The organism is Lysinibacillus sp. FSL K6-0232, from assembly GCF_038008325.1.
Classification (GTDB): domain Bacteria; phylum Bacillota; class Bacilli; order Bacillales_A; family Planococcaceae; genus Lysinibacillus.
On sequence record NZ_JBBOYW010000001.1, the window covers coordinates 26674 to 46520 of the forward strand.

20 protein-coding genes, 1 pseudogene and 1 other annotated feature are annotated in these 19847 nt (G+C 37.9%); of the genes and pseudogenes, 16 read left to right on the top strand and 5 right to left on the bottom strand.

The window, feature by feature from the left end; genetic code table 11:
• Positions 1 to 54: 54 nt before the first annotated feature.
• Positions 55 to 1890: an asparagine synthase (glutamine-hydrolyzing) gene (asnB, locus tag MHB42_RS00105; protein ID WP_340803719.1), complete on the top strand. Its 1836-nt coding sequence runs from the start codon at positions 55 to 57 to the stop codon at positions 1888 to 1890.
• A gap of 10 nt (positions 1891 to 1900) precedes the next feature.
• Here asnB and pdxR read toward each other — a convergent pair whose 3' ends face one another.
• Complete coding sequence (gene pdxR, locus MHB42_RS00110) at positions 1901 to 3322, bottom strand: MocR-like pyridoxine biosynthesis transcription factor PdxR (protein WP_340803720.1); 1422 nt, start codon at positions 3320 to 3322, stop codon at positions 1901 to 1903.
• Between the two features lie 104 nt (positions 3323 to 3426).
• Here pdxR and pdxS point away from each other — a divergent pair, with 104 nt between their 5' ends.
• The 3 genes from pdxS (at position 3427) to serS (ending at position 6480) form a co-directional block, all read left to right on the top strand.
• Positions 3427 to 4311: a pyridoxal 5'-phosphate synthase lyase subunit PdxS gene (gene pdxS, locus MHB42_RS00115; protein ID WP_340803721.1), complete on the top strand. Its 885-nt coding sequence runs from the start codon at positions 3427 to 3429 to the stop codon at positions 4309 to 4311.
• Position 4312: 1 nt separating this feature from the next.
• Positions 4313 to 4876 (top strand): pyridoxal 5'-phosphate synthase glutaminase subunit PdxT, encoded by a 564-nt coding sequence (gene pdxT, locus MHB42_RS00120; protein WP_340803722.1) that lies wholly within the window; start codon positions 4313 to 4315, stop codon positions 4874 to 4876.
• A gap of 49 nt (positions 4877 to 4925) precedes the next feature.
• Positions 4926 to 5143, top strand: a binding site (T-box leader).
• Between the two features lie 56 nt (positions 5144 to 5199).
• Entirely contained in the window at positions 5200 to 6480 is a 1281-nt protein-coding gene (gene serS, locus MHB42_RS00125) for a serine--tRNA ligase (protein WP_340803724.1), read from the top strand.
• Positions 6481 to 6650: 170 nt separating this feature from the next.
• On the opposite strand, the gene tadA is transcribed toward serS, so the two are convergent.
• The gene (tadA, locus tag MHB42_RS00130) at positions 6651 to 7178 is read right to left on the bottom strand and encodes a tRNA adenosine(34) deaminase TadA (protein ID WP_340803725.1); all 528 of its coding nucleotides are present in this window, start codon (positions 7176 to 7178) and stop codon (positions 6651 to 6653) included.
• A 120-nt stretch (positions 7179 to 7298) separates the two neighbouring features.
• On the opposite strand from tadA, the gene MHB42_RS00135 reads away from it, so the two are divergent.
• From MHB42_RS00135 to MHB42_RS00155, 5 genes are all read left to right on the top strand, one after another.
• Positions 7299 to 7727, top strand: a complete 429-nt coding sequence (locus MHB42_RS00135; RefSeq protein WP_340803726.1) for a MarR family winged helix-turn-helix transcriptional regulator — start codon at positions 7299 to 7301, stop codon at positions 7725 to 7727.
• A complete protein-coding gene (locus MHB42_RS00140; protein ID WP_340803727.1) occupies positions 7724 to 8746 on the top strand; it encodes a beta-carotene 15,15'-monooxygenase in 1023 nt (340 codons plus the stop codon). The genes MHB42_RS00135 and MHB42_RS00140 overlap by 4 nt, the downstream gene beginning before the upstream one ends.
• A 198-nt stretch (positions 8747 to 8944) precedes the next feature.
• Positions 8945 to 9250, top strand: a complete 306-nt coding sequence (locus MHB42_RS00145; protein WP_340803728.1) for an ArsR/SmtB family transcription factor — start codon at positions 8945 to 8947, stop codon at positions 9248 to 9250.
• A gap of 15 nt (positions 9251 to 9265) precedes the next feature.
• Entirely contained in the window at positions 9266 to 10213 is a 948-nt protein-coding gene (locus MHB42_RS00150) for a cation diffusion facilitator family transporter (RefSeq protein ID WP_340803729.1), read from the top strand.
• 105 nt (positions 10214 to 10318) lie between these two features.
• The gene (locus MHB42_RS00155; RefSeq protein ID WP_340803731.1) at positions 10319 to 10804 is read left to right on the top strand and encodes a hypothetical protein; all 486 of its coding nucleotides are present in this window, start codon (positions 10319 to 10321) and stop codon (positions 10802 to 10804) included.
• Between the two features lie 533 nt (positions 10805 to 11337).
• Here the strand turns inward: MHB42_RS00155 and MHB42_RS00160 are convergent.
• Positions 11338 to 12462 (bottom strand): IS4 family transposase, encoded by a 1125-nt coding sequence (locus MHB42_RS00160; RefSeq protein WP_340803732.1) that lies wholly within the window; start codon positions 12460 to 12462, stop codon positions 11338 to 11340.
• A 231-nt stretch (positions 12463 to 12693) separates the two neighbouring features.
• On the opposite strand from MHB42_RS00160, the gene MHB42_RS00165 reads away from it, so the two are divergent.
• The 7 genes from MHB42_RS00165 (at position 12694) to MHB42_RS00195 (ending at position 18630) form a co-directional block, all read left to right on the top strand.
• Positions 12694 to 13026, top strand: a complete 333-nt coding sequence (locus MHB42_RS00165; RefSeq protein ID WP_340803733.1) for a metal-sensitive transcriptional regulator — start codon at positions 12694 to 12696, stop codon at positions 13024 to 13026.
• A 14-nt stretch (positions 13027 to 13040) separates the two neighbouring features.
• Positions 13041 to 13247: a copper chaperone CopZ gene (gene copZ / locus MHB42_RS00170; protein WP_053995257.1), complete on the top strand. Its 207-nt coding sequence runs from the start codon at positions 13041 to 13043 to the stop codon at positions 13245 to 13247.
• Between the two features lie 81 nt (positions 13248 to 13328).
• Positions 13329 to 15740, top strand: coding sequence for a heavy metal translocating P-type ATPase (locus tag MHB42_RS00175; RefSeq protein ID WP_340803735.1), 2412 nt, complete (start codon positions 13329 to 13331; stop codon positions 15738 to 15740).
• A gap of 238 nt (positions 15741 to 15978) precedes the next feature.
• Positions 15979 to 16617, top strand: a complete 639-nt coding sequence (locus MHB42_RS00180; protein ID WP_340803736.1) for a deoxynucleoside kinase — start codon at positions 15979 to 15981, stop codon at positions 16615 to 16617.
• Positions 16614 to 17282, top strand: coding sequence for a deoxynucleoside kinase (locus tag MHB42_RS00185; protein WP_340803738.1), 669 nt, complete (start codon positions 16614 to 16616; stop codon positions 17280 to 17282). The genes MHB42_RS00180 and MHB42_RS00185 overlap by 4 nt, the downstream gene beginning before the upstream one ends.
• A gap of 68 nt (positions 17283 to 17350) precedes the next feature.
• Entirely contained in the window at positions 17351 to 17884 is a 534-nt protein-coding gene (locus tag MHB42_RS00190) for an LOG family protein (protein WP_340808497.1), read from the top strand.
• Between the two features lie 125 nt (positions 17885 to 18009).
• Positions 18010 to 18630, top strand: coding sequence for an RraA family protein (locus tag MHB42_RS00195; protein ID WP_340803739.1), 621 nt, complete (start codon positions 18010 to 18012; stop codon positions 18628 to 18630).
• 46 nt (positions 18631 to 18676) lie between these two features.
• Here the strand turns inward: MHB42_RS00195 and MHB42_RS00200 are convergent, their stop codons facing one another.
• Both MHB42_RS00200 and MHB42_RS00205 read right to left on the bottom strand, forming a co-directional pair.
• A complete protein-coding gene (locus MHB42_RS00200) occupies positions 18677 to 19126 on the bottom strand; it encodes a hypothetical protein (protein WP_340803740.1) in 450 nt (149 codons plus the stop codon).
• Positions 19127 to 19415: 289 nt separating this feature from the next.
• A pseudogene (locus MHB42_RS00205) lies at positions 19416 to 19784 on the bottom strand (cation:dicarboxylate symporter family transporter); the annotation flags it as partial.
• Positions 19785 to 19847: the final 63 nt, after the last annotated feature.

A 19847-nucleotide genomic window follows, 5' to 3' on the forward strand; every position in this document is an offset into this window, starting at 1 on the left:
TTTCACATTTTCACACAGTAATGCATACGCTAGTAGGCGAAAGGATGTGGCTAAATGTGTGGCATAACAGGATGGGCTAGCTTTCAAAAGGATTTAAGAACAAGTGATGCAATAGTAAAATCCATGACACAAACATTGAATAAGAGAGGGCCAGATGATGAAAATATTTGGTGTAGTGAGCATATTGCATTTGGCCATCGACGGCTAGCTGTTATTGATTTGATTGGTGGCAAACAGCCAATGCACAAAGCATATGATGGAGCCAACTATGTCATTACATATAATGGCGAGCTTTATAATACAGAAGAACTGCGTAAGGAACTGCAAAAAAGAGGACATTCTTTTTCAACGCATTCAGATACCGAAGTATTATTAACAGCCTATATTGAATGGAAGGAGCAATGTGTAGATTTTCTAAATGGTATTTTTGCCTTTGGTATTTGGGATGACCAAACGCAATCACTGTTTTTATGCAGGGATCGACTTGGGGTGAAGCCTCTGTATTATATAGAGCAGCGGGGGGATATTATGTTTGCCTCTGAAATGAAAGCATTATTGGTACATCCATCAGTGCAGGTAGCTATTCATTCAGAGGGGCTCGCAAGCATGATGGCTGTAGGGCCGTCTAGGGTACCTGGCAAGACTCTTTTTCACAATATTGAGGAAGTGCGACCTGGCCATGCTATGCGATTTTCTAAAGAAGGTATAAAAAAGTGGCAATACTGGCGGCTACAAAGTTATCAGCATAAGGAATCTGTGGAAGAAACGATTGAGCATGTACGCTTCTTAGTAACAGATGCTATTGAACGACAGCTTATTTCAGATGTGCCAGTTTGTACATTTCTATCAGGTGGACTTGATTCAAGCATTATTACAGGAATTGCCGCAAAACGATTTCAACAACAAAACAGTAAGCTGCATACGTACTCCATTGATTATGAGGATAATGAGCGCTTTTTTCATCCACATGCTTTCCAAACATCAACAGATACGTATTGGATTCAGAAAATGACAGAGGCGTTTCAAACAACACACCATGCAGAGGAAATATCTCAGCAACAGCTCATCGACTTATTAGTAGAATCTGTGATTGTAAGAGATTCGCCCGGTATGGCAGACGTAGACTCATCATTATTATGGTTTTGCCGCAACATCCAAAAGGACTTTACTGTAGCATTATCAGGTGAATGTGCAGACGAAATTTTTGGTGGGTATCCATGGTTTCAAGAAAAAGCTTCAGGCTTTCCTTGGATTCGCTCATTGTCAGAGAGAAGTACATTGTTACAAGATAGGTGGCAGAAGAAATTAAACATTGAATTCTATGCCCAACAGCTATATGCTCAAACAATAGCAGAAGTACCATTATTAGATGGGGAAAGCTCCGCAGCAGCAAGCCATCGTGAAATGCTTTATTTGAATATGCAATGGTTTATGCAAACCTTGCTGGAGCGTAAGGATCGTATGAGTATGGGAGCAAGTTTAGAAGTACGTGTTCCCTTTGCAGACCATCGCCTTGTAGAATATGCATGGAATATTCCGTGGGAAATAAAGAATTTAGATGGGATAGAAAAAGGTTTACTGCGAAAGTCAATGGCACACTTATTACCAAATGAAGTATTATACAGAAAAAAGAATCCCTATCCAAAAACGTACCATCCAGCCTATACTGCAGGTGTGCAAAAGTGGTTAAAGGAGATTCTTAAAGATAAAAATTCAATTCTACATGAGCTATTTGTTCAACAAAAGCTATTGGAATTAATTGAATCTGGTGGTAGCTCCTTTAAGGTTCCATGGTATGGTCAATTAATGGCAGGCCCTCAGCTACTAGCATATTTAGGGCAAATTCATATATGGTTTGAACATTACCATATCCAATTAGTCGAAGCTTAAGAGATGTCCCTCAGCTAGTACCTGAGGGATTTTTTTGTATGCCCCAGCAAGCCATTAATTGTTCAATGGATGACTCAATTGCTTGTACGGGTATGCCACCAAATCCTAGTAAAAATTGAGCTTGTCTAGATTCGCAATGGTCTAATCGATAATCAGATAATGGATAGATGCCGATATTTGCTTGGGAGGCAAGTTGTTGTAATTGTTTTTCTGATAATGTGTGTTGAACATCTAATAAAATATGCATGCCTGCTTGCTCACCTGTAATATTAATGGACGCTGAATATTTCTCTAAAATCGCAGTGAGCCTGTCATGCTTTTTACGATAAACTTTGCGCATGCGATTAAGATGCTTAGCAAAATGACCATCACGCATAAAATTTGCGACGATATGCTGATCGAAACGGGGCACTGTGGATGAATAATAATTAAAAACATCGTTATAGGTAGCTAGTAGCTTAGGTGGCAGCACAAAATAGGCTACACGTAAGGATGGCATTAATGATTTTGTAAAGGTGCTCATATAAATGACCTTATCATTTCGATCTAAAGCATGTAGTGCAGGTATTGGTTTTCCAGTATAACGGAATTCTGAATCATAATCATCCTCAATAATATAACGGGAAGGGCTTTGTGCCGCCCAATTTAAAGCCTGTGCACGTCTTGTAGCAGACAATACTGCCCCTGTTGGGAATTGATGTGATGGTGTAATATATGCAACATTAGCATCCGCTTGCTCAAGCGCATGAATAATGATACCTTCGTCATCAACTGCGATTGGGCAGACTTTACGCTTATGTTGTGTAAACATACGGTGCACAGCGGGATATCCTGGGTTTTCCAATCCAAAGCAGGTGTCTTCATTAAAAAGGCGCAAAATCATTGGAAGAAGCTGCTCAGTACCTGAACCAATCACAATCTGCTTAGGGCTACAAACAACACCACGCGATTGATATAAGTAGTTTGCAATTTCCGTGCGTAAAGATAACTCCCCTTGAGGTTCTCCTGTTAGTAATAGCTCCTTTGAAGTGTCATCAAAAAGCTCCTTCGCATACTTCCTCCAAGTTTGAAAAGGAAAGGCATCAATATCAATAGAACCTGGATTAAAATCGATTTTATATGATTTTTTCTTCGGCTGTGCATTGATGGATGTCACAATTTCCTGCTGAATATAGGGGAGTTCATCAATTGCCTCGACAAAATAACCAACACGCGCTTTGGACATAATATAGCCTTCAGCAAGTAATTGTGCATAGGCAATTTCGATTGTTGTTTGAGAAATATTTAAAAAATCCGCTAATTTTCTTTTAGATGGTAATTTTTCTCCTACAGCAATTTTTTTGGAAATAATGGCATCTTTAATTCCGTTATAAAGCTGATCATAAAGGGGTTTTTCATTATCTTTTTCAAGCTGAAATAACAGCATGTCCATCTGCTAATTACCTCCTGACCTTATAATTTTTTAGAAAACTGGATATTTTGATATGGTCAATTTCTATTATACTAAATTTCATCACAAAGGTGGAGGTTAGAATAATGAAACAAACAGGTACGGAATTAGTAAAACGTGGGATGGCAGAAATGCAAAAGGGTGGCGTTATTATGGATGTAATAAATGCCGAGCAAGCAAAAATTGCAGAAGCAGCAGGAGCAGTAGCTGTGATGGCATTAGAACGAGTACCGTCTGATATTCGGAAGGCAGGCGGGGTTGCACGTATGGCTGATCCTCGGATTGTGGAAGAGGTGATGGGGGCTGTTTCTATTCCTGTAATGGCTAAAGCGCGTATTGGACATATTGTGGAGGCGCGTGTATTAGAGGCAATGGGTGTTGATTATATTGATGAAAGTGAAGTGTTAACACCAGCAGATGAAGAGTATCATTTATTAAAAAGTGATTACACAGTACCATTTGTTTGTGGCTGTCGTGATTTAGGGGAAGCCGCACGTCGCATTGGTGAAGGAGCATCGATGCTGCGTACAAAGGGTGAGCCGGGAACAGGCAATATTGTAGAGGCTGTACGCCATATTCGCAAAGTAAACGCTCAGGTACGTAAGGTAGTGGGTATGACAGAAGATGAGCTAATGACAGAGGCAAAATTACTTGGAGCGCCTTTTGAATTATTAAGAGAAATTAAGCATCTTGGCCGTTTACCAGTTGTGAACTTTGCGGCTGGTGGTGTTGCTACACCTGCTGATGCTGCATTAATGATGGAGCTTGGCGCTGATGGTGTATTTGTTGGCTCAGGTATTTTTAAATCTGACAATCCTGAAAAATTTGCACATGCAATTGTAGAAGCAACAACACATTACAAGGACTACAGGCTGATTGCTGAAATATCCAAAGAGCTTGGTGTACCTATGAAGGGGATTGATATTGCACAGCTAGGACAAAACGAGCGTATGCAGGAGCGTGGCTGGTAGCATGAAGCGAATGGGTGTGTTGGCGTTACAAGGAGCGGTACGTGAGCATATGCGAATGTTAGAGGCGCTTGGCTGTGAAGCTGTGCTAGTAAAACAAAGACAAGATTTAGTAAAGCTTGACGGTCTTATATTGCCTGGTGGGGAAAGTACAGCAATGCGTAAATTGCTGGATCGCTTTGAGCTACTAGAGCCAATCCGTCAGCTAGCACAGCAAGGCTTACCGATGTTTGGAACCTGTGCAGGCTTAATTTTATTAGCCAACCATTTAGTGGATGATACGCGACATTTAGCTGTGATGGATGTGACAGTGGCAAGAAATTCATATGGTCGTCAGGTGGATAGCTTTGAAGTAAAGCTGGATATTCCTAAAATAGGTAATGCGATTCCAGCCGTATTTATTCGTGCGCCTCATATTGAAGCGGTTGGTAAAAATGTTGAAGTGCTTGCACGGCATGAAGGAAAAATTGTGTTAGCACAGGATAGGCATTTATTAGGCTGTGCGTTCCATCCCGAATTAACAGCAGATACACGTATTCTTGAATATTTTGTAGCATCTATAGTATGACTTGCAAAATTCTTTTTCATATAGTACAGTATGGTTAAATTTTAAATAACTGAACACGATGATAGGAAGTAGTAACAAGCACGTTTTTTGTAGAGAGTCAGCGGCTGGTGGGAGCTGATAAAAGCACTTGTGAATCCGTCCTGGAGTTGCACAGTCGAAGTTTAATGAAAGTAGGCTGTAGCCGGCTGAAATGCCGTTATGAAACAAGTGGATTAGGCATATGTCTAGTCAATTAGGGTGGCAACGCGGGTAGCTCTCGTCCCTTTTATGGGATGGGGGCTTTTTTGTGTTCTGATTTCAATCATTTACTGGAGGTATGAACTATGTTAGATATTAAACGCGTGCGTGATAATTTCGCAGAAGTCAAAGAAATGCTATTAACACGTAATGAGGATTTAGGGAACTTGGATGACTTTGAGGAGTTAGATGCAAAGCGCCGAGTATTAATCGCTAAAACAGAGGAGCTTAAAGCAGAACGTAATAAAGTATCTGAGCAAATTTCTATTATGAAGCGCAATAAAGAAAATGCGGATGAAGTCATTGCTCGTATGCGTCAGGTTGGTGATGAAATTAAAGAATTAGATAGCCAATTAAATGAAGTAGAAGAGCGTTTTAAAGATATGATGATGCGTTTACCAAATATTCCACATGAATCAGTCCCAGTTGGCACAACAGAGGACGATAATGTTGAGGAATATACATGGGGTGAAGTACCAGCATTTGATTTTGATATAAAAGCGCATTGGGACATTGCAACAGATTTAGATATTGTTGATTTTGAACGTGGTGCGAAAGTAACTGGTAGCCGTTTCTTATTCTATCGTGGTCTTGGCGCTCGTTTAGAACGTGCATTAATGACATTTATGATGGATTTACATGCAGAGGAGCATGGCTATGAGGAGATGCTACCACCTGTTATTGTCAATCGTGAAAGCTTAACAGGCACTGGTCAGCTACCGAAGTTTGAAGAAGATGTTTTTAAGCTAGAGGAAACAGATTATTTTATGATTCCAACTGCAGAAGTACCCGTGACAAACTTCTATCGTGATGAAATTTTACCAATTGAAATTTTACCAAAAGGTTTTGTTGCGTATAGTGCATGTTTCCGTTCAGAGGCAGGTTCTGCTGGGCGTGATACACGTGGCTTAATTCGTCAGCACCAATTCAACAAAGTAGAATTAGTTCGTTTTGTAAAGCCAGAGGAATCATACGAGCAGCTAGAGCTTTTAACAAACCATGCTGAAAAAGTATTACAACTACTTGGGTTACCATACCGCAGATTAAAAATGTGTACGGCTGATTTAGGTTTTACAGCAGCGAAAAAATATGATTTAGAGGTTTGGATTCCAGCTCAAAATATGTACCGTGAAATTTCTTCTTGCTCTAACTTTGAGGATTTCCAAGCACGACGAGCAAATATCCGCTTCCGTCGTGAGCCAAATGCGAAGCCAGAATATGTTCATACATTAAACGGTTCAGGTCTTGCCCTTGGTCGTACGGTAGCAGCAATCTTAGAAAACTACCAGCAAGCCGACGGAAGCGTAGTAATTCCTGAAGTATTAAGACCATATATGGGCGGCAAGGAAGTAATCGTACCAAACTAAACAAAGTCGGCTCTGCCTCGAAAGCGAAGTGACAGAGGCAAACCAAGGAAGCGTAGTAATTCCTGAAGTATTAAGACCATATATGGGCGGGAAAGAAGTAATCGCACCAAACTAAACGACAAAAGCTATTTTAGATACCTTACTAAAGGAAAATCTAAAATAGCTTTTTCTTAATTACAATTTTCACAGTTGGATGCACCTTCTGTAATTGTTAAAGCCGCTCTTGCCTTTTTTTCGGCCTTTTTACGCTCCCGTAAAGCCTTAAAAAAGTTAGTTAAAATTTGCCCACATTCCGCTGCTAAAATTCCTTCTGTTACCTTACATTCATGATTAAGGCGCGCATCATTCAATAAACGATATAAGGAATCCACACAGCCAGCTTTACTATCTCTTGCCCCATAAACAACACGAGGAATACGAGATTGTAGAATGGCTCCAGCACACATTGGACAAGGCTCCAGCGTCACGTAAAGCGTTGTATTCTCTAAACGCCAGCTACCTATTTTTTTACAGCCTTGTTGAATCGCTAATAATTCTGCATGAGTAGTGGCATTTTGAGAGGTTTCTCGTAAATTATGGGCACGTGCAATAATTTCGCCATTATAAACAAGAACCGCTCCAATTGGTACTTCTCCAAGAGCTGCTGCTTTTTTAGCTTCCATTAAGGCTTCTTGCATAAATTGCTGATCTCTTGTCATACTAATCGCTCCTTCCTTCCAGTTTAGCTTGCTTTGCTAGCAATATCAAAATTTTAAGATAGTTATTTAATTAAGTTAACTTTATAATTAAGATAACTTAATTATAAGGGCTGATAATAAATGAAGGATTTAATTACAAAAATTAATCGTTTACAGGACCAATTAAATATTGAAATGGCAGTGCAATATGAAACAACAATGGATAATGAATTAACGGCTAAGCAAGTATTACTATTGGAGCTAGTTCGTGCAGGGGCAACAACGACAAAGGAGCTTGCTACTACATTACAGGTAACAACTAGCGCTGTTAGTCAGCTTTTGAATAAGCTAGAGGATAAGGGCTATATTTATCGGGCAATTAATCCAGAGAATCGACGTGAAATTAAGTTAGAGCTGGCAGAAAAAGGGCAGCAATATTTTAAAAAGCTACAGCAATTTGAGCAAGACACCACCTACGCAATTTATGGACAATTGCCAATAGAGGATTTACAGCATTTAGGGCGTATTTTAGAAAATTTATTAACAATTGTTAGGAGGGATAAAGCATGAGCTGGGTTGAAAAGTCAAAACCTATATGGCTTATTTTAGTGTTATTTGTGTTGAGTGGTAATTATATGTTGTACCATACATCTATAGGGAGCAATCTATTACCTGATGAGGCACAGGCTGTTGTGTTAGGGTCGTTGTTAGATTTAATGATTTGTTTCCCATTATTTATGATACTTTACCGCAATAAATTTTCGCCGAAGGCATTGATTGCATTCGTCGCATTTGGCTGTATCTTGCTTCGATTAATAGTGCCAACAGATTTATTAGCTCCGTATGCAATGATTACATGGAGTGGCATTGCGGTTGAGGGCTGTATAGTATTGGTAGAAATTTTATTGCTTATAACATTGCTACGTTACACGCCGAAGATTATCCATGATGTAAAAGAGAGCCAATTGCCAACATTATTTGCATTTTCACAGGCTGTAGGAAAATATGTGAAGCAGCATCCAATTATTCAAGTGATTTGTTCTGAAATGCTTGTCTTATATTATGCATTTGGGAGTTGGCGACAAGCAGTGCCTAAAGGGCTGACATTATATAAAAAATCAAATTATATGGCATTTCAAATTATGATCATTCATGCCATTATTATAGAAACCATAGGCATACATTATTGGCTACATACAAAGGCACCAATTGTTTCCATCGTGTTATTAATTCTTAATATTTATTCCATCATTTTTTTCCTAGCAGATATGCAGGCAATGCGCTTGAATCCAATTTTTATAGATAAAAAGTCCATATATCTATCATTAGGCTTAATAAAACGTACCAAAATTGACCTTGATAATATTGCTGTAATTATAGATGATCCAGAGTTACTTGCCCAAAAACGCTCAAAGGAAACGATTGATTTTATTTTGCGAGATTTTGAGAGTGTCCAGCCTGATTTTATTGTGCAATTAAAGCAGCCCGTTATCGTAACTTTTATGATGGGGATTGAAAAGAAGTATCAGTATATAGCTATAAAATCTGATCATCCTACAGAACTAAAGAAAGCTTTAGCTAGAGCTTAAAATAAGGTGAGATTTTGAAAAAATTCATAATGGGCTCGTCCGTTATTTTCTTAATAATTGTAGTGATTCCGTTTAATGCTATGTTTCCTTTTAGTAGAGGCATGGCATTTTATATTTTCCAAAGCGTTTGACAATAATAAACAGTCGTTATATATTTATATATGATTATATGTTCATATATAAAAGGAGTTGTCTGTTATGGGTAATGGCAATCAGCATTTAGATGAGGAAACATTGTTTGTAGTTTCGCAAACATTTAAAGCATTAAGCGATCCAACGCGCATTCGTATTTTAAATTTACTATGTACCGACGAGCATTCTGTCAATGATATTGCAGAAATTTTAGATTTAGGTCAATCAACCGTTTCACACCAATTGCGTTTTTTAAAAAATTTACGCTTGGTGAAGTTTCGACGAGAGGGCACAACCCTCTACTATTCAAAGGATGATGACCATGTGATGAATTTATTGCAACAAGCGATCGACCATGCAACACATCATTAAATGGGAGGGATACTAATGGGACATCATCACGATCATGGGCATGACCATACACATGGTGCAAATAAAAAAGTATTATTACTATCATTTATTATTATTACAAGCTATATGATTATTGAGGCAATTGGTGGCTTTGTTACAAATAGCTTGGCACTTCTGTCAGATGCAGGACATATGTTAAGTGACGCTATTTCTTTAGGTATTGCCCTGTTAGCTTTTATTATGGGGGAAAAGGCTGCTAGCTATAGTAAAACTTATGGTTATAAACGATTTGAAATTTTAGCGGCTGTGTTAAATGGTGTAACATTAATCGTTATCGCATTATTTATTTGTTATGAGGCGATTGAACGCTTTGCCAATCCACCAGCAGTAGCGACAACAGGAATGCTTATTATTAGTACAATCGGGCTTTTCATAAATATTTTAGTCGCATGGATTATGATGCGTGGTAGTGATACAAAGGATAACTTAAATATGCGTGGTGCTTTTTTACATGTGCTTAGTGATATGCTAGGGTCTGTAGGAGCTATTACTGCTGCATTATTAATTATGTTTTTAGGCTGGAGTTGGGCAGACCCACTAGCAAGTGTGATTGTAGCATTACTGGTGCTAAGAAGCGGCTATTACGTCACAAAGGATGCTGTTCATATTTTAATGGAGGGCACACCGAAGAATGTAGATGTTGCAGAGATAGTTGAAGTGATTGAACAAACAAGTGGCATTAAAAGTATTCATGATTTACACATTTGGACAATTACAAGTGGTACAAATGCATTGTCCTGTCATGCGGTTGTTGATGGGCAATTAACAGTAGCTGATAGCGAGCATATATTGCGAAAGGTTGAACATAATCTTGAGCATAAAGGCATTAAGCATGTCACAATTCAGCTAGAAACAGCCTCCCATCAGCATGATAATTCAATTTTATGTCAATTGAAAAATCAACAGGAGCACAATTATCATTAATTATTTTCTTTTAAAAAAGCTTTTTAAATTAACAGAAAATATTGAAAAATATCCAGTGTATAGTTATAATTGAGAAAATTGACAATATAGGAGAAGGAGATGCAAATGAAAAAAACTATAAGTATTGTATTATGTACAGTAGCATTAGTTTTTGGGATTTTTTCATTTTCAACAAACACTATAGCCATTAGTCCTGAGAAAAATGATGGAACGGGTGAAATTATAGCTGCTTCAGATACTTTATATATACCAGAGCCAGTTGCTGGTTTTGATAGTGAAAAAAGCTATAATGAAGGCGAAATTGTCACTATATCAGATAGTTTATATTTACCAGAGGGGCAAACAAATAATACGATAAACAACACAAACAACACAAACAACACAGCCACTCCATATGGCTGGTATGATTCTAAGGACAAAACAATTACAGCGTACTATTCAAGTATCAGCAATGTACCAGAAACTCGTTACTATGAGGAATACAGGGGTGGCTATTGGTATAAAGGTCATCTAAAATTACAAAGCGTTGTAGCATCTGGAAGTGGTTATGTTGCTACATTTAGTGGTCAGATTGTTGCATGGATAAATTGACTTCGATTTTAATAAAATAAGCAGTCTAAGCATCTCTAATGATATGGTAGAGATGCCTTTTTTATGATGTGGGAAAATATTAATATTATGATATAGAAGGTGCACTATGCAATATAAAATGAAGAGATGGATAATTATTATTAGTATTATTTTAGTGATTTGTCTACCTTTCATTAATGGAAGTAGGGAAATTATAGGTGATAGAGGGGATTTTATAAAAGCTATCTATGGCTTTCCATTCGATTGGTTATATTTGTATATTAATGGAAGTTTTAGCTTTCTGGTAATAGGGTTTATCGGGAGTATTATATTTTTTATTGCATCATTAAAATTTTAATATGTGCTTATAAAAAAATAATGGATTGGATTAAAGGAATTTGGCTAATCTCACTAGCGTCGCATAAATTTTAACTGAATTTTCTGTTTTCTTTTCGTTCCTTTTATGAAGAAAAACGAAGACACTTAAGCAGAGGTAGTAGTCATCCATTTTTTTACTATAACCTGTGACGTGTGCGACAGAAAAGATGAACCCTTTATGGAATCGCTTTCCCGGCAATTTTTCGAACCCATAAGTGAGCGGATTTCCATGGAGCTGCCTTTAATAATCGACCAATTGTTAAATAGGTTTTCGAACTATTCGTGTTCAGTTGTGCCAACACATGTAGGCAATACACAATCATCGCAATGTAGACTTGATTATGCACGCCCTGTTCACTTTGCGCGTAAAACTTTTTAATATTTAGGTGTTGTTTCAACCATTTGAAAAATAGTTCAATTGCCCAGCGCGATTTGTACAGTTCTGCGATTTCGTCTGCGTTTAAATCAAACCGATTTGTAAGTAACTGCAGCTCATTTCCTTTTGTATCCGTTACTTTGACCCGACGAAAGTAGTTTTCTGCTCGGTTTTGGGGTGTGCCAATTAAAATCATTTCATCGGATAAGGCGATTGATTCTTCGGGCAATTGAAAGGCTTCAACGACACGAACCGCTGCGTTTTTTCGTAAGCGCGAGACAAAGAAATAACCGTCATCCGTCATCTGATCAAATTGTTTATAGTCTAAATAACCACGGTCAAAAACGTACATGCATTCCTTGTCGTCAACGAGCAGTTCGAGCTGACCATGATCGTGCTCAATCGCATTTGTGAGAATCGCCTGATCCGGATACGAATGCCCTTCTTCTACGTAAATGAGTCGTAAATGAAGCTTGATGCCCGACTTCGTTTGGCGAAATTCAGCCCACTTATGGTTGTTCAAATTCAACGGCAACGTACTCGAATCAATGATTTTCAATGGTGTCGTGATTTGCCGGCGCTGCTTATACTGTGCCTTTTCGTGAATTTGAGCGACTAAATCATAAAATACCTGTTGAAACACCTCTGTTGGTACGTAATTTAACCGACGACCTAACTGTGAAAAGCTGATGGATGTTAATTTAGTGGCTTGTTGAAGTTCATCTGAAAATAACTTCAATTGCACATCGCGCATACTTTCGGCTTCATTCAGTTGGGCGAACAGCAGTAGTTTTAAAAATGAATCCATGTATAGCTTCTTTGTATAGTTATTTAATTGATGGGTTTCAACCAAATCCGCGAATTTCGTGGAGGAGATGGGTGAAAACCATTGTTCAAATGATGTTTTTCGTGTAAACTTATCCATGCTTGAGTCCTTTGTATTGGATTTGGATGGTTTGCTACCACCAACCAGTATAAAGGATTTTTTTATGCTTGGAATAGATGACAGAAATTTCAGTTTAATTAAACGCGTTGGATTATTTTAATGCGACGCTAGTGGGCTAATCTATATTAATTAGAGATATTTTTCTCAGTTATTTTAACTTGCATACCCTGCTGAGGTATGGTATTATGATTTCAAATAGGAGGTGTAGTGATGGAGAATATCATAAAAGAAGATGTTTGTCATACAGAGGAAACTACGTCTTGTCGCAAAAGTCATCATCCTGAGCGTGTGAAAAAGGATTTAACTACTCGATTAAATCGTATTGAAGGTCAGATTCGTGGCATTAAAGGGATGATTGAAAAAGATGTGTATTGTGATGATGTAATTACACAGCTGTCTGCTACACAGTCTGCTTTAAATAGTGTCGCAAAAATATTATTAGAGGGTCATTTAAAGGGCTGTGTCGTAGATCGTCTATCAGAGGGCGATGAGGCTGTATTAGATGAGCTAGTTGTTACTATTCAAAAATTAATGAAAAAATAAAGGAGCGATTTATGATGCAAAATGTAACATTAAATGTACAGGGAATGTCATGTGGTCATTGTGTCAATGCGGTGGAAAAAAGTGTAGGTGCTTTAGCTGGTGTAGAGCAAGTAACCGTTCATTTAGCGGAAGGTTCAGTTGATGTAGCTTTCGATGATGCAAAAGTATCACTTGAGCAAATTAAAGAAACAATCGATGACCAAGGCTATGATGTAAAATAATATTACAGGGTGCTTCTATAGGCACTCTCTTATTTTCAAAATTTTATACCCCCTATCGGTATAAGGAGAGGTGAAAGATAGATGAGTTCTGAAATGAAAGAAGCAAACTTACAAATTACAGGAATGACCTGTGCAGCCTGTGCGACTCGTATTGAAAAAGGTTTGAATAAAATGGATGGTGTAGAGCAGGCAACTGTTAATTTAGCGCTTGAAAAATCGTCTATTAAGTATGATCCGGCAAAGCTAAGTGAAGCAGATTTTGAGCAGAAAATTGAAGCACTTGGCTATGCCATTGTGAAACAAAAGGCAGAGCTTGATATTACAGGGATGACTTGTGCAGCCTGTGCGACTCGTATAGAAAAAGGACTGAATAAACTTAGCGGTGTATCTACTGCTACTGTTAACTTAGCACTTGAAAAAGCAATGATTGAGTTTAATCCTTCAGAGGTAAGCATGGTGGATATTATTGCAAGAGTAGAAAAGCTAGGCTATGGGGCGCATCAAAAGGTAGATGAACAGGAAACAGTAGATCATCGAGAAAAGGCAATTAAACAGCAGCAGCAAAAATTTATTTTATCAGCTATTCTTTCGCTGCCGTTGCTGTGGACGATGGTTGGGCATTTTTCATTTACATCGTTTTTATATGTGCCAGAATTTTTGATGAATCCATGGGTACAAATGCTACTAGCAACCCCGGTGCAATTTATTATTGGTAAACAGTTTTATGTAGGTGCTTATAAAGCATTGCGCAATGGCAGTGCCAATATGGATGTCCTTGTTGTTATGGGCACATCGGCTGCTTATTTCTATAGTGTTTATCAAGCAATTGCCACAGCAGGCTCACATCATGGACCACATCTTTATTTTGAAACAAGTGCCGTTTTAATTACATTAATATTATTAGGTAAATTATTTGAGGCAAAGGCAAAAGGTCGCTCATCAGAGGCGATTAAAAAGCTAATGGGGCTACAAGCAAAAACAGCCTTTGTTGTACGTGATGGCGTGGAAAAGGAAGTTCCTTTAGAAGAGGTTATTATTGGCGATACAATTCTCGTTAAACCGGGTGAAAAAATTCCAGTTGATGGCGAAGTAATAGAAGGTACAACAGCCGTTGACGAATCCATGCTAACAGGTGAGAGTTTACCAGTCGATAAAAAACAAGGTGATCCATTATTTGGTTCTACAATCAATAAAAATGGCTTTATCAAAATGATAGCTACAAAGGTTGGTCGCGATACAGCCTTAGCGCAAATTATTAAAGTGGTAGAGGATGCACAAGGCTCCAAAGCCCCTATTCAACGTTTAGCAGACCAAATTTCAGGTATTTTTGTACCGATTGTTGTTGGTATCGCGCTTGTCACATTTTTAGTATGGATTATTTGGGTGCAACCGGGAGAGTTTACACCTGCGTTAGAAGTATTAATTGCAGTGCTTGTAATTGCTTGTCCATGTGCGCTTGGGCTAGCTACACCAACATCCATCATGGCAGGGTCAGGGCGTGCTGCTGAATTTGGTATTTTATTTAAAGGTGGCGAGCACTTAGAGCAAACGCAAAGTATTAATACAGTTGTTGTTGATAAAACAGGTACAGTAACACATGGTAAGCCTGTTTTAACAGATGTGTTATTAGCTTCGGGACAGGAGGAAGCACACTTTTTATCATTAATTGGTGCAGCAGAGAAGCAGTCAGAGCATCCATTAGCAGAGGCAATTGTCCAAGGAATTGAGGAGCGTGGTATTGAGCTAGGGCATGTTCAATTTTTTGAGGCAATTCCAGGCTATGGTGTACAGGCAACTGTGGCAGGGCAAGGTGTTATCATTGGTACACGGAAATTAATGCAGCAATACAATATTGCTATTGATGCAGTTTTACCGACAATGGAGCAGCTTGAACGCAGTGGTAAAACAGCAATGCTAGCGGCGATTAACGGTCAATATGCAGGCTTAGTTGCTGTTGCTGATACAGTAAAGGATACATCAAAAGAAGCGATTCATCGACTACAGGAAATGGGCATTACAGTCATTATGATGACAGGAGATAATGAACGTACAGCTCAGGCAATTGGGGCAGAGGTTGGCGTTGATCGTGTTATTGCTGAGGTTCTACCAGAGGGCAAAGCAGAGGAGGTAAAAAAATTGCAGGCTGCTGGTAAAAAGGTAGCGATGGTGGGTGATGGCATTAATGATGCACCAGCACTTGCTACAGCGAATATTGGAATGGCAATTGGTACTGGTACAGATGTTGCCATGGAAGCGGCAGATATTACATTAATTCGTGGTGACTTAAATAGTATTGCAGATGCTATTTTAATGAGCCGTAAAACAATGCGTAATATTAAGCAAAATCTATTTTGGGCATTTGCCTACAATACATTAGGTATTCCAATTGCCGCCATTGGTTTATTAGCCCCATGGGTAGCAGGTGCAGCGATGGCGTTTAGCTCTGTATCAGTTGTCTTAAATGCATTGCGTTTACAGCGAGTGAAATTATAAATCATGATGAACTGTAGACCTATTGATTGGGGATGCAGTTCATTTTGCTTTTAGCGATTAATTTAATAAATAGTTTGTGTTGGATATTTTTAACATTATGATTTTCCATTTCACATCAGTATTAATTTCAAACTCTTTTTTACTTAACTAACCATTAGGATAATTCTATTTTTCATGTTCACGATATGGTACAATGAAAAGCACTGATTTATTTTTAAACATAAAGGAGGGGCCTCTTGTGACGGTTCCATTTGTTACGGTAGAAGGTCCGATTGGTGTTGGGAAAACCTCTTTATCGAAAGAGATAGCCACAACATTTAATTACCATCTATTAAAAGAAATAGTAGACGAAAATCCCTTTTTAAATAAGTTTTATGAAAATATAGAGGAGTGGAGCTTCCAAACGGAAATGTTCTTCCTTTGTAATCGCTATAAGCAATTAACAGATATTCAAAAATTTCGATTGGCACATGCTAAGCCTGTTGTAGCAGATTATCATATTTTTAAAAACTTAATTTTTGCGAAGCGTACATTGGCACCCACAGAGTATGAAAAATATGAGGAAATTTATAAAATCTTAACGAAGGATATGCCAGTGCCGAATGTAGTCGTTTATTTATATGCAAGCGTTGACATGTTAATGGAACGTATTGCCATGCGTGGTCGAGAGTTTGAAAAAATGATTTCTCGCGATTATATGGATCAGCTTGTGCTGGATTATCATTCTTTTATCGAGCATTTTGAGAAGATGCACCCTGAAATTCCCGTTATTCGCTTTAATGGGGATCAGCTTGATTTTGTGAAAAATCCAGATGATTTAAGCTATGTTTTAAAAACAATTAAGGATACGTTACAACAAAGGAGTCTGCAATTATGAGTTTAAGAGAGAAATATGATATTCCACCACAAACAGTTATTACGATTGCAGGTACTGTAGGGGTCGGGAAATCAACGATGACAAAGGCGCTAGCGGAGGCATTGCAGTTTCGTACATCCTTTGAAAAAGTCGATACAAATCCATATTTAGATAAATTTTATGAGGACTTTGAAAAATGGAGCTTCCATTTACAAGTGTACTTTTTAGCAGAGCGCTTTAAAGAGCAAAAACGTATTTTTGAGTATGGTGGAGGATTTGTACAAGATCGTTCTATTTATGAGGATACAGGGATATTTGCTAAAATGCATTATGATAAAGGAACAATGAGTCCAACAGATTATGAAACATATACAAATTTATTTGATGCAATGGTGATGACACCATATTTCCCACATCCTGATTTACTGGTTTACCTTGAGGGACCGATTGATGCGGTGATTGGACGCATTCAAGAGCGTGGACGTGCAATGGAGCAACAAACACCAAATGATTACTGGGTGGAAATGCATGAGCGCTACGAGCATTGGATTAATAATTTTAACGCTTGCCCAGTGTTACGTTTAGATATTAATGATTATGATTTATTAAAAAATCCAGATGCCATTGAATCAATTGTAAGCCGCATCAGTCATATGCTAAAACAAACAAGCCATTTACGAAAATAACTACAAGACGTGGAACAATATATAGCTGATTGTTTCACGTTTTTTGAATAGGAGGGATTATTATAAAAATCGCTGTTTATTGTGGTTCTAGTTTAGGGAAAAATGCAATCTATGCGGAGAAGGCGAATGAGCTAGGCACATTGCTTGCTGAAAATGGTCATGGTGTGGTGTATGGCGGTTCAAAAACAGGATTGATGGGCAAGGTAGCCGATGCTGTACTAGCAGCAGGAGGAGAAGTAATCGGTGTGATGCCTACACATTTACAGAAGCGAGAATTGGCACATGCTTCATTAACAGAGATTCATTTTGTTGATTCCATGCATATCCGTAAGGCAAAAATGGTAGAGTTGGCTGATGCATTTATTGCTCTTCCAGGCGGTGCAGGTACATTAGATGAATATTTCGAGGTGTTTACATGGGCACAGATTGGACTGCATGAAAAGCCAATTATTTTATATAATGTACAAGGATTTTATGATGCAATTTTACAGCATTTTAAGCGAATGCTGGAGGAAGGCTTTATACGTGCTGAGCAACAAGCACTTATTCATGTAGCCACTACAGCAGACGAGCTATTACATTTATTAAAAGCATATAAGTAATAAATGATCGCACCAGCTATTTTTGATTGGTGCGATTTAGTTTTTGAGATGTATTGAAATAGTGACTGTGTTTTATTTACAATAAAGGTGTAAGGATTATATTAATCATAATAGGGGTGCTACGGATGACGAAAGTGGAAGTAAGTTTTCAGCATTTACCAACAACAGCAATCTCAGATGCAACAGGTGGGCATACGAATTTACGTAGCGATATTAAGCCATTAGCAGATCATTTTAAAATTGCTGGACGAGCAGTAACAGTACGTTTGCCAGATGGCGAAAATGGAGCAGTGTTGGAGGCGATTCGAGCTGCCAATGAAGGTGATATTTTAGTTATTGATGCAAAGGGTAATACAAATCGAGCTGTGGCTGGAGATTTTGTAATATCCTTAGCGAAGGGGATTGGCGTACAGGGCTTTGTTGTGGATGGGGTAATTCGTGATATTGCGGCCATTCGTGAACTGGATTTCCCTGTATTTGCTTTAGGTACAACGGTAGCGGCTGGCAATAAAAATGGCGGTGGTAAAGTAAATGTGCCGATTGCTATAGGTGGCGTAACCGTTCAGCCTGGAGATTATATTATTGGAGATATAGACGGCGTTATTGTTGTACCACAAGAGGATGCAGAAAAAGTGGTTGAGGCTGCTGAGGCAAAAGTCGACAAGGATGACAAGCGCGCACAGGAAGCACATGCAAATGGCAAGGAATCCATTATTGCTTATTTAGATAAAGTATTAGCGAAGTAAACTAAAATGCCAAAGTGTTGATCACACAACGCTTTGGCATTTTAGATTATTGCAATGCTAAACTTGTCGTAAATTCAAAGCGATTTTCCTCTTTTAAACGATCCACATAGCCAACAATATAAATATTCGCTATTCTTACCTCAGATTCTGTAAATTCTTTATAGAAAGTAGGTGGAAAGGAAACAGACAGCTCCACACTTTCACCAGACTTAATATTTAAGCGATTGCCTGTCGCAAGCACTCTAAACGGATTAGTCGTTTCTCCATGCTCTTCAGGATCATTAATAAAGCCGAATAATACGTTATTTTGGGCAATTGTATAATCACTGTTATTCGTTAGTTTAATGAGATATTCTATCCTCGTGTTTGGATTAATGCTTTTAGAGATTAATTCAAATGTTATATCATCTATAATGCCAGATTCAACCTGATCAAATTTAGGACTACATCCTGATAATATAAAACAAAATAGGATTATAATAAATATTTTTTTCATAAATTAATAAACCGATCTTTTGAGTTACTTACTTGAGCAGAAACTGGTGAAAATAAAGGGATCGATAACATTGTTGTACATAAAACAGTTGCTGTAGTTAAACGTATTTTTCTCTTCAATTTTACCACTCCTATAGTATATATTTATTTACTACATTTATATATTAACACTAAAAAAATCCATTTCCAATCCTTGAATACAAAATATTACTTTTTTACCAAATGAGCTACCATCAAAAAGTAATAAAAATGACTTTTTGATGGTAGCTCTATAAAAATATATTTATCTTTTACGCTAAATTTTCATTATCATTAAAGTAATTTTTCATTTTTTCCTGATCGAAACGGTTTTCCCATTTTGCCATCACTAATGATGCTAATGAGTTACCAATTACGTTAACGACTGTACGTCCCATATCAAGAATACGGTCAATACCTGCGATAAATGCTAAACCTTCAAGTGGAATGCCAACAGTACCTAATGTTGCTAAAAGAACGACGAATGACACCCCTGGTACACCTGCAATACCTTTAGATGTAACCATTAATACAAGCATTAACGTAATTTGTTCACCAATGCTTAGGTGAATACCGTACATTTGCGCAATAAATAATGCAGCGATTGCTTGATAGAGCGTTGAGCCATCTAGGTTGATTGACCTCTTTTGCAAATGCATTTTGTTTGTTGGCATAAGAAAAACCTCCCTAGAATTTATACCTTA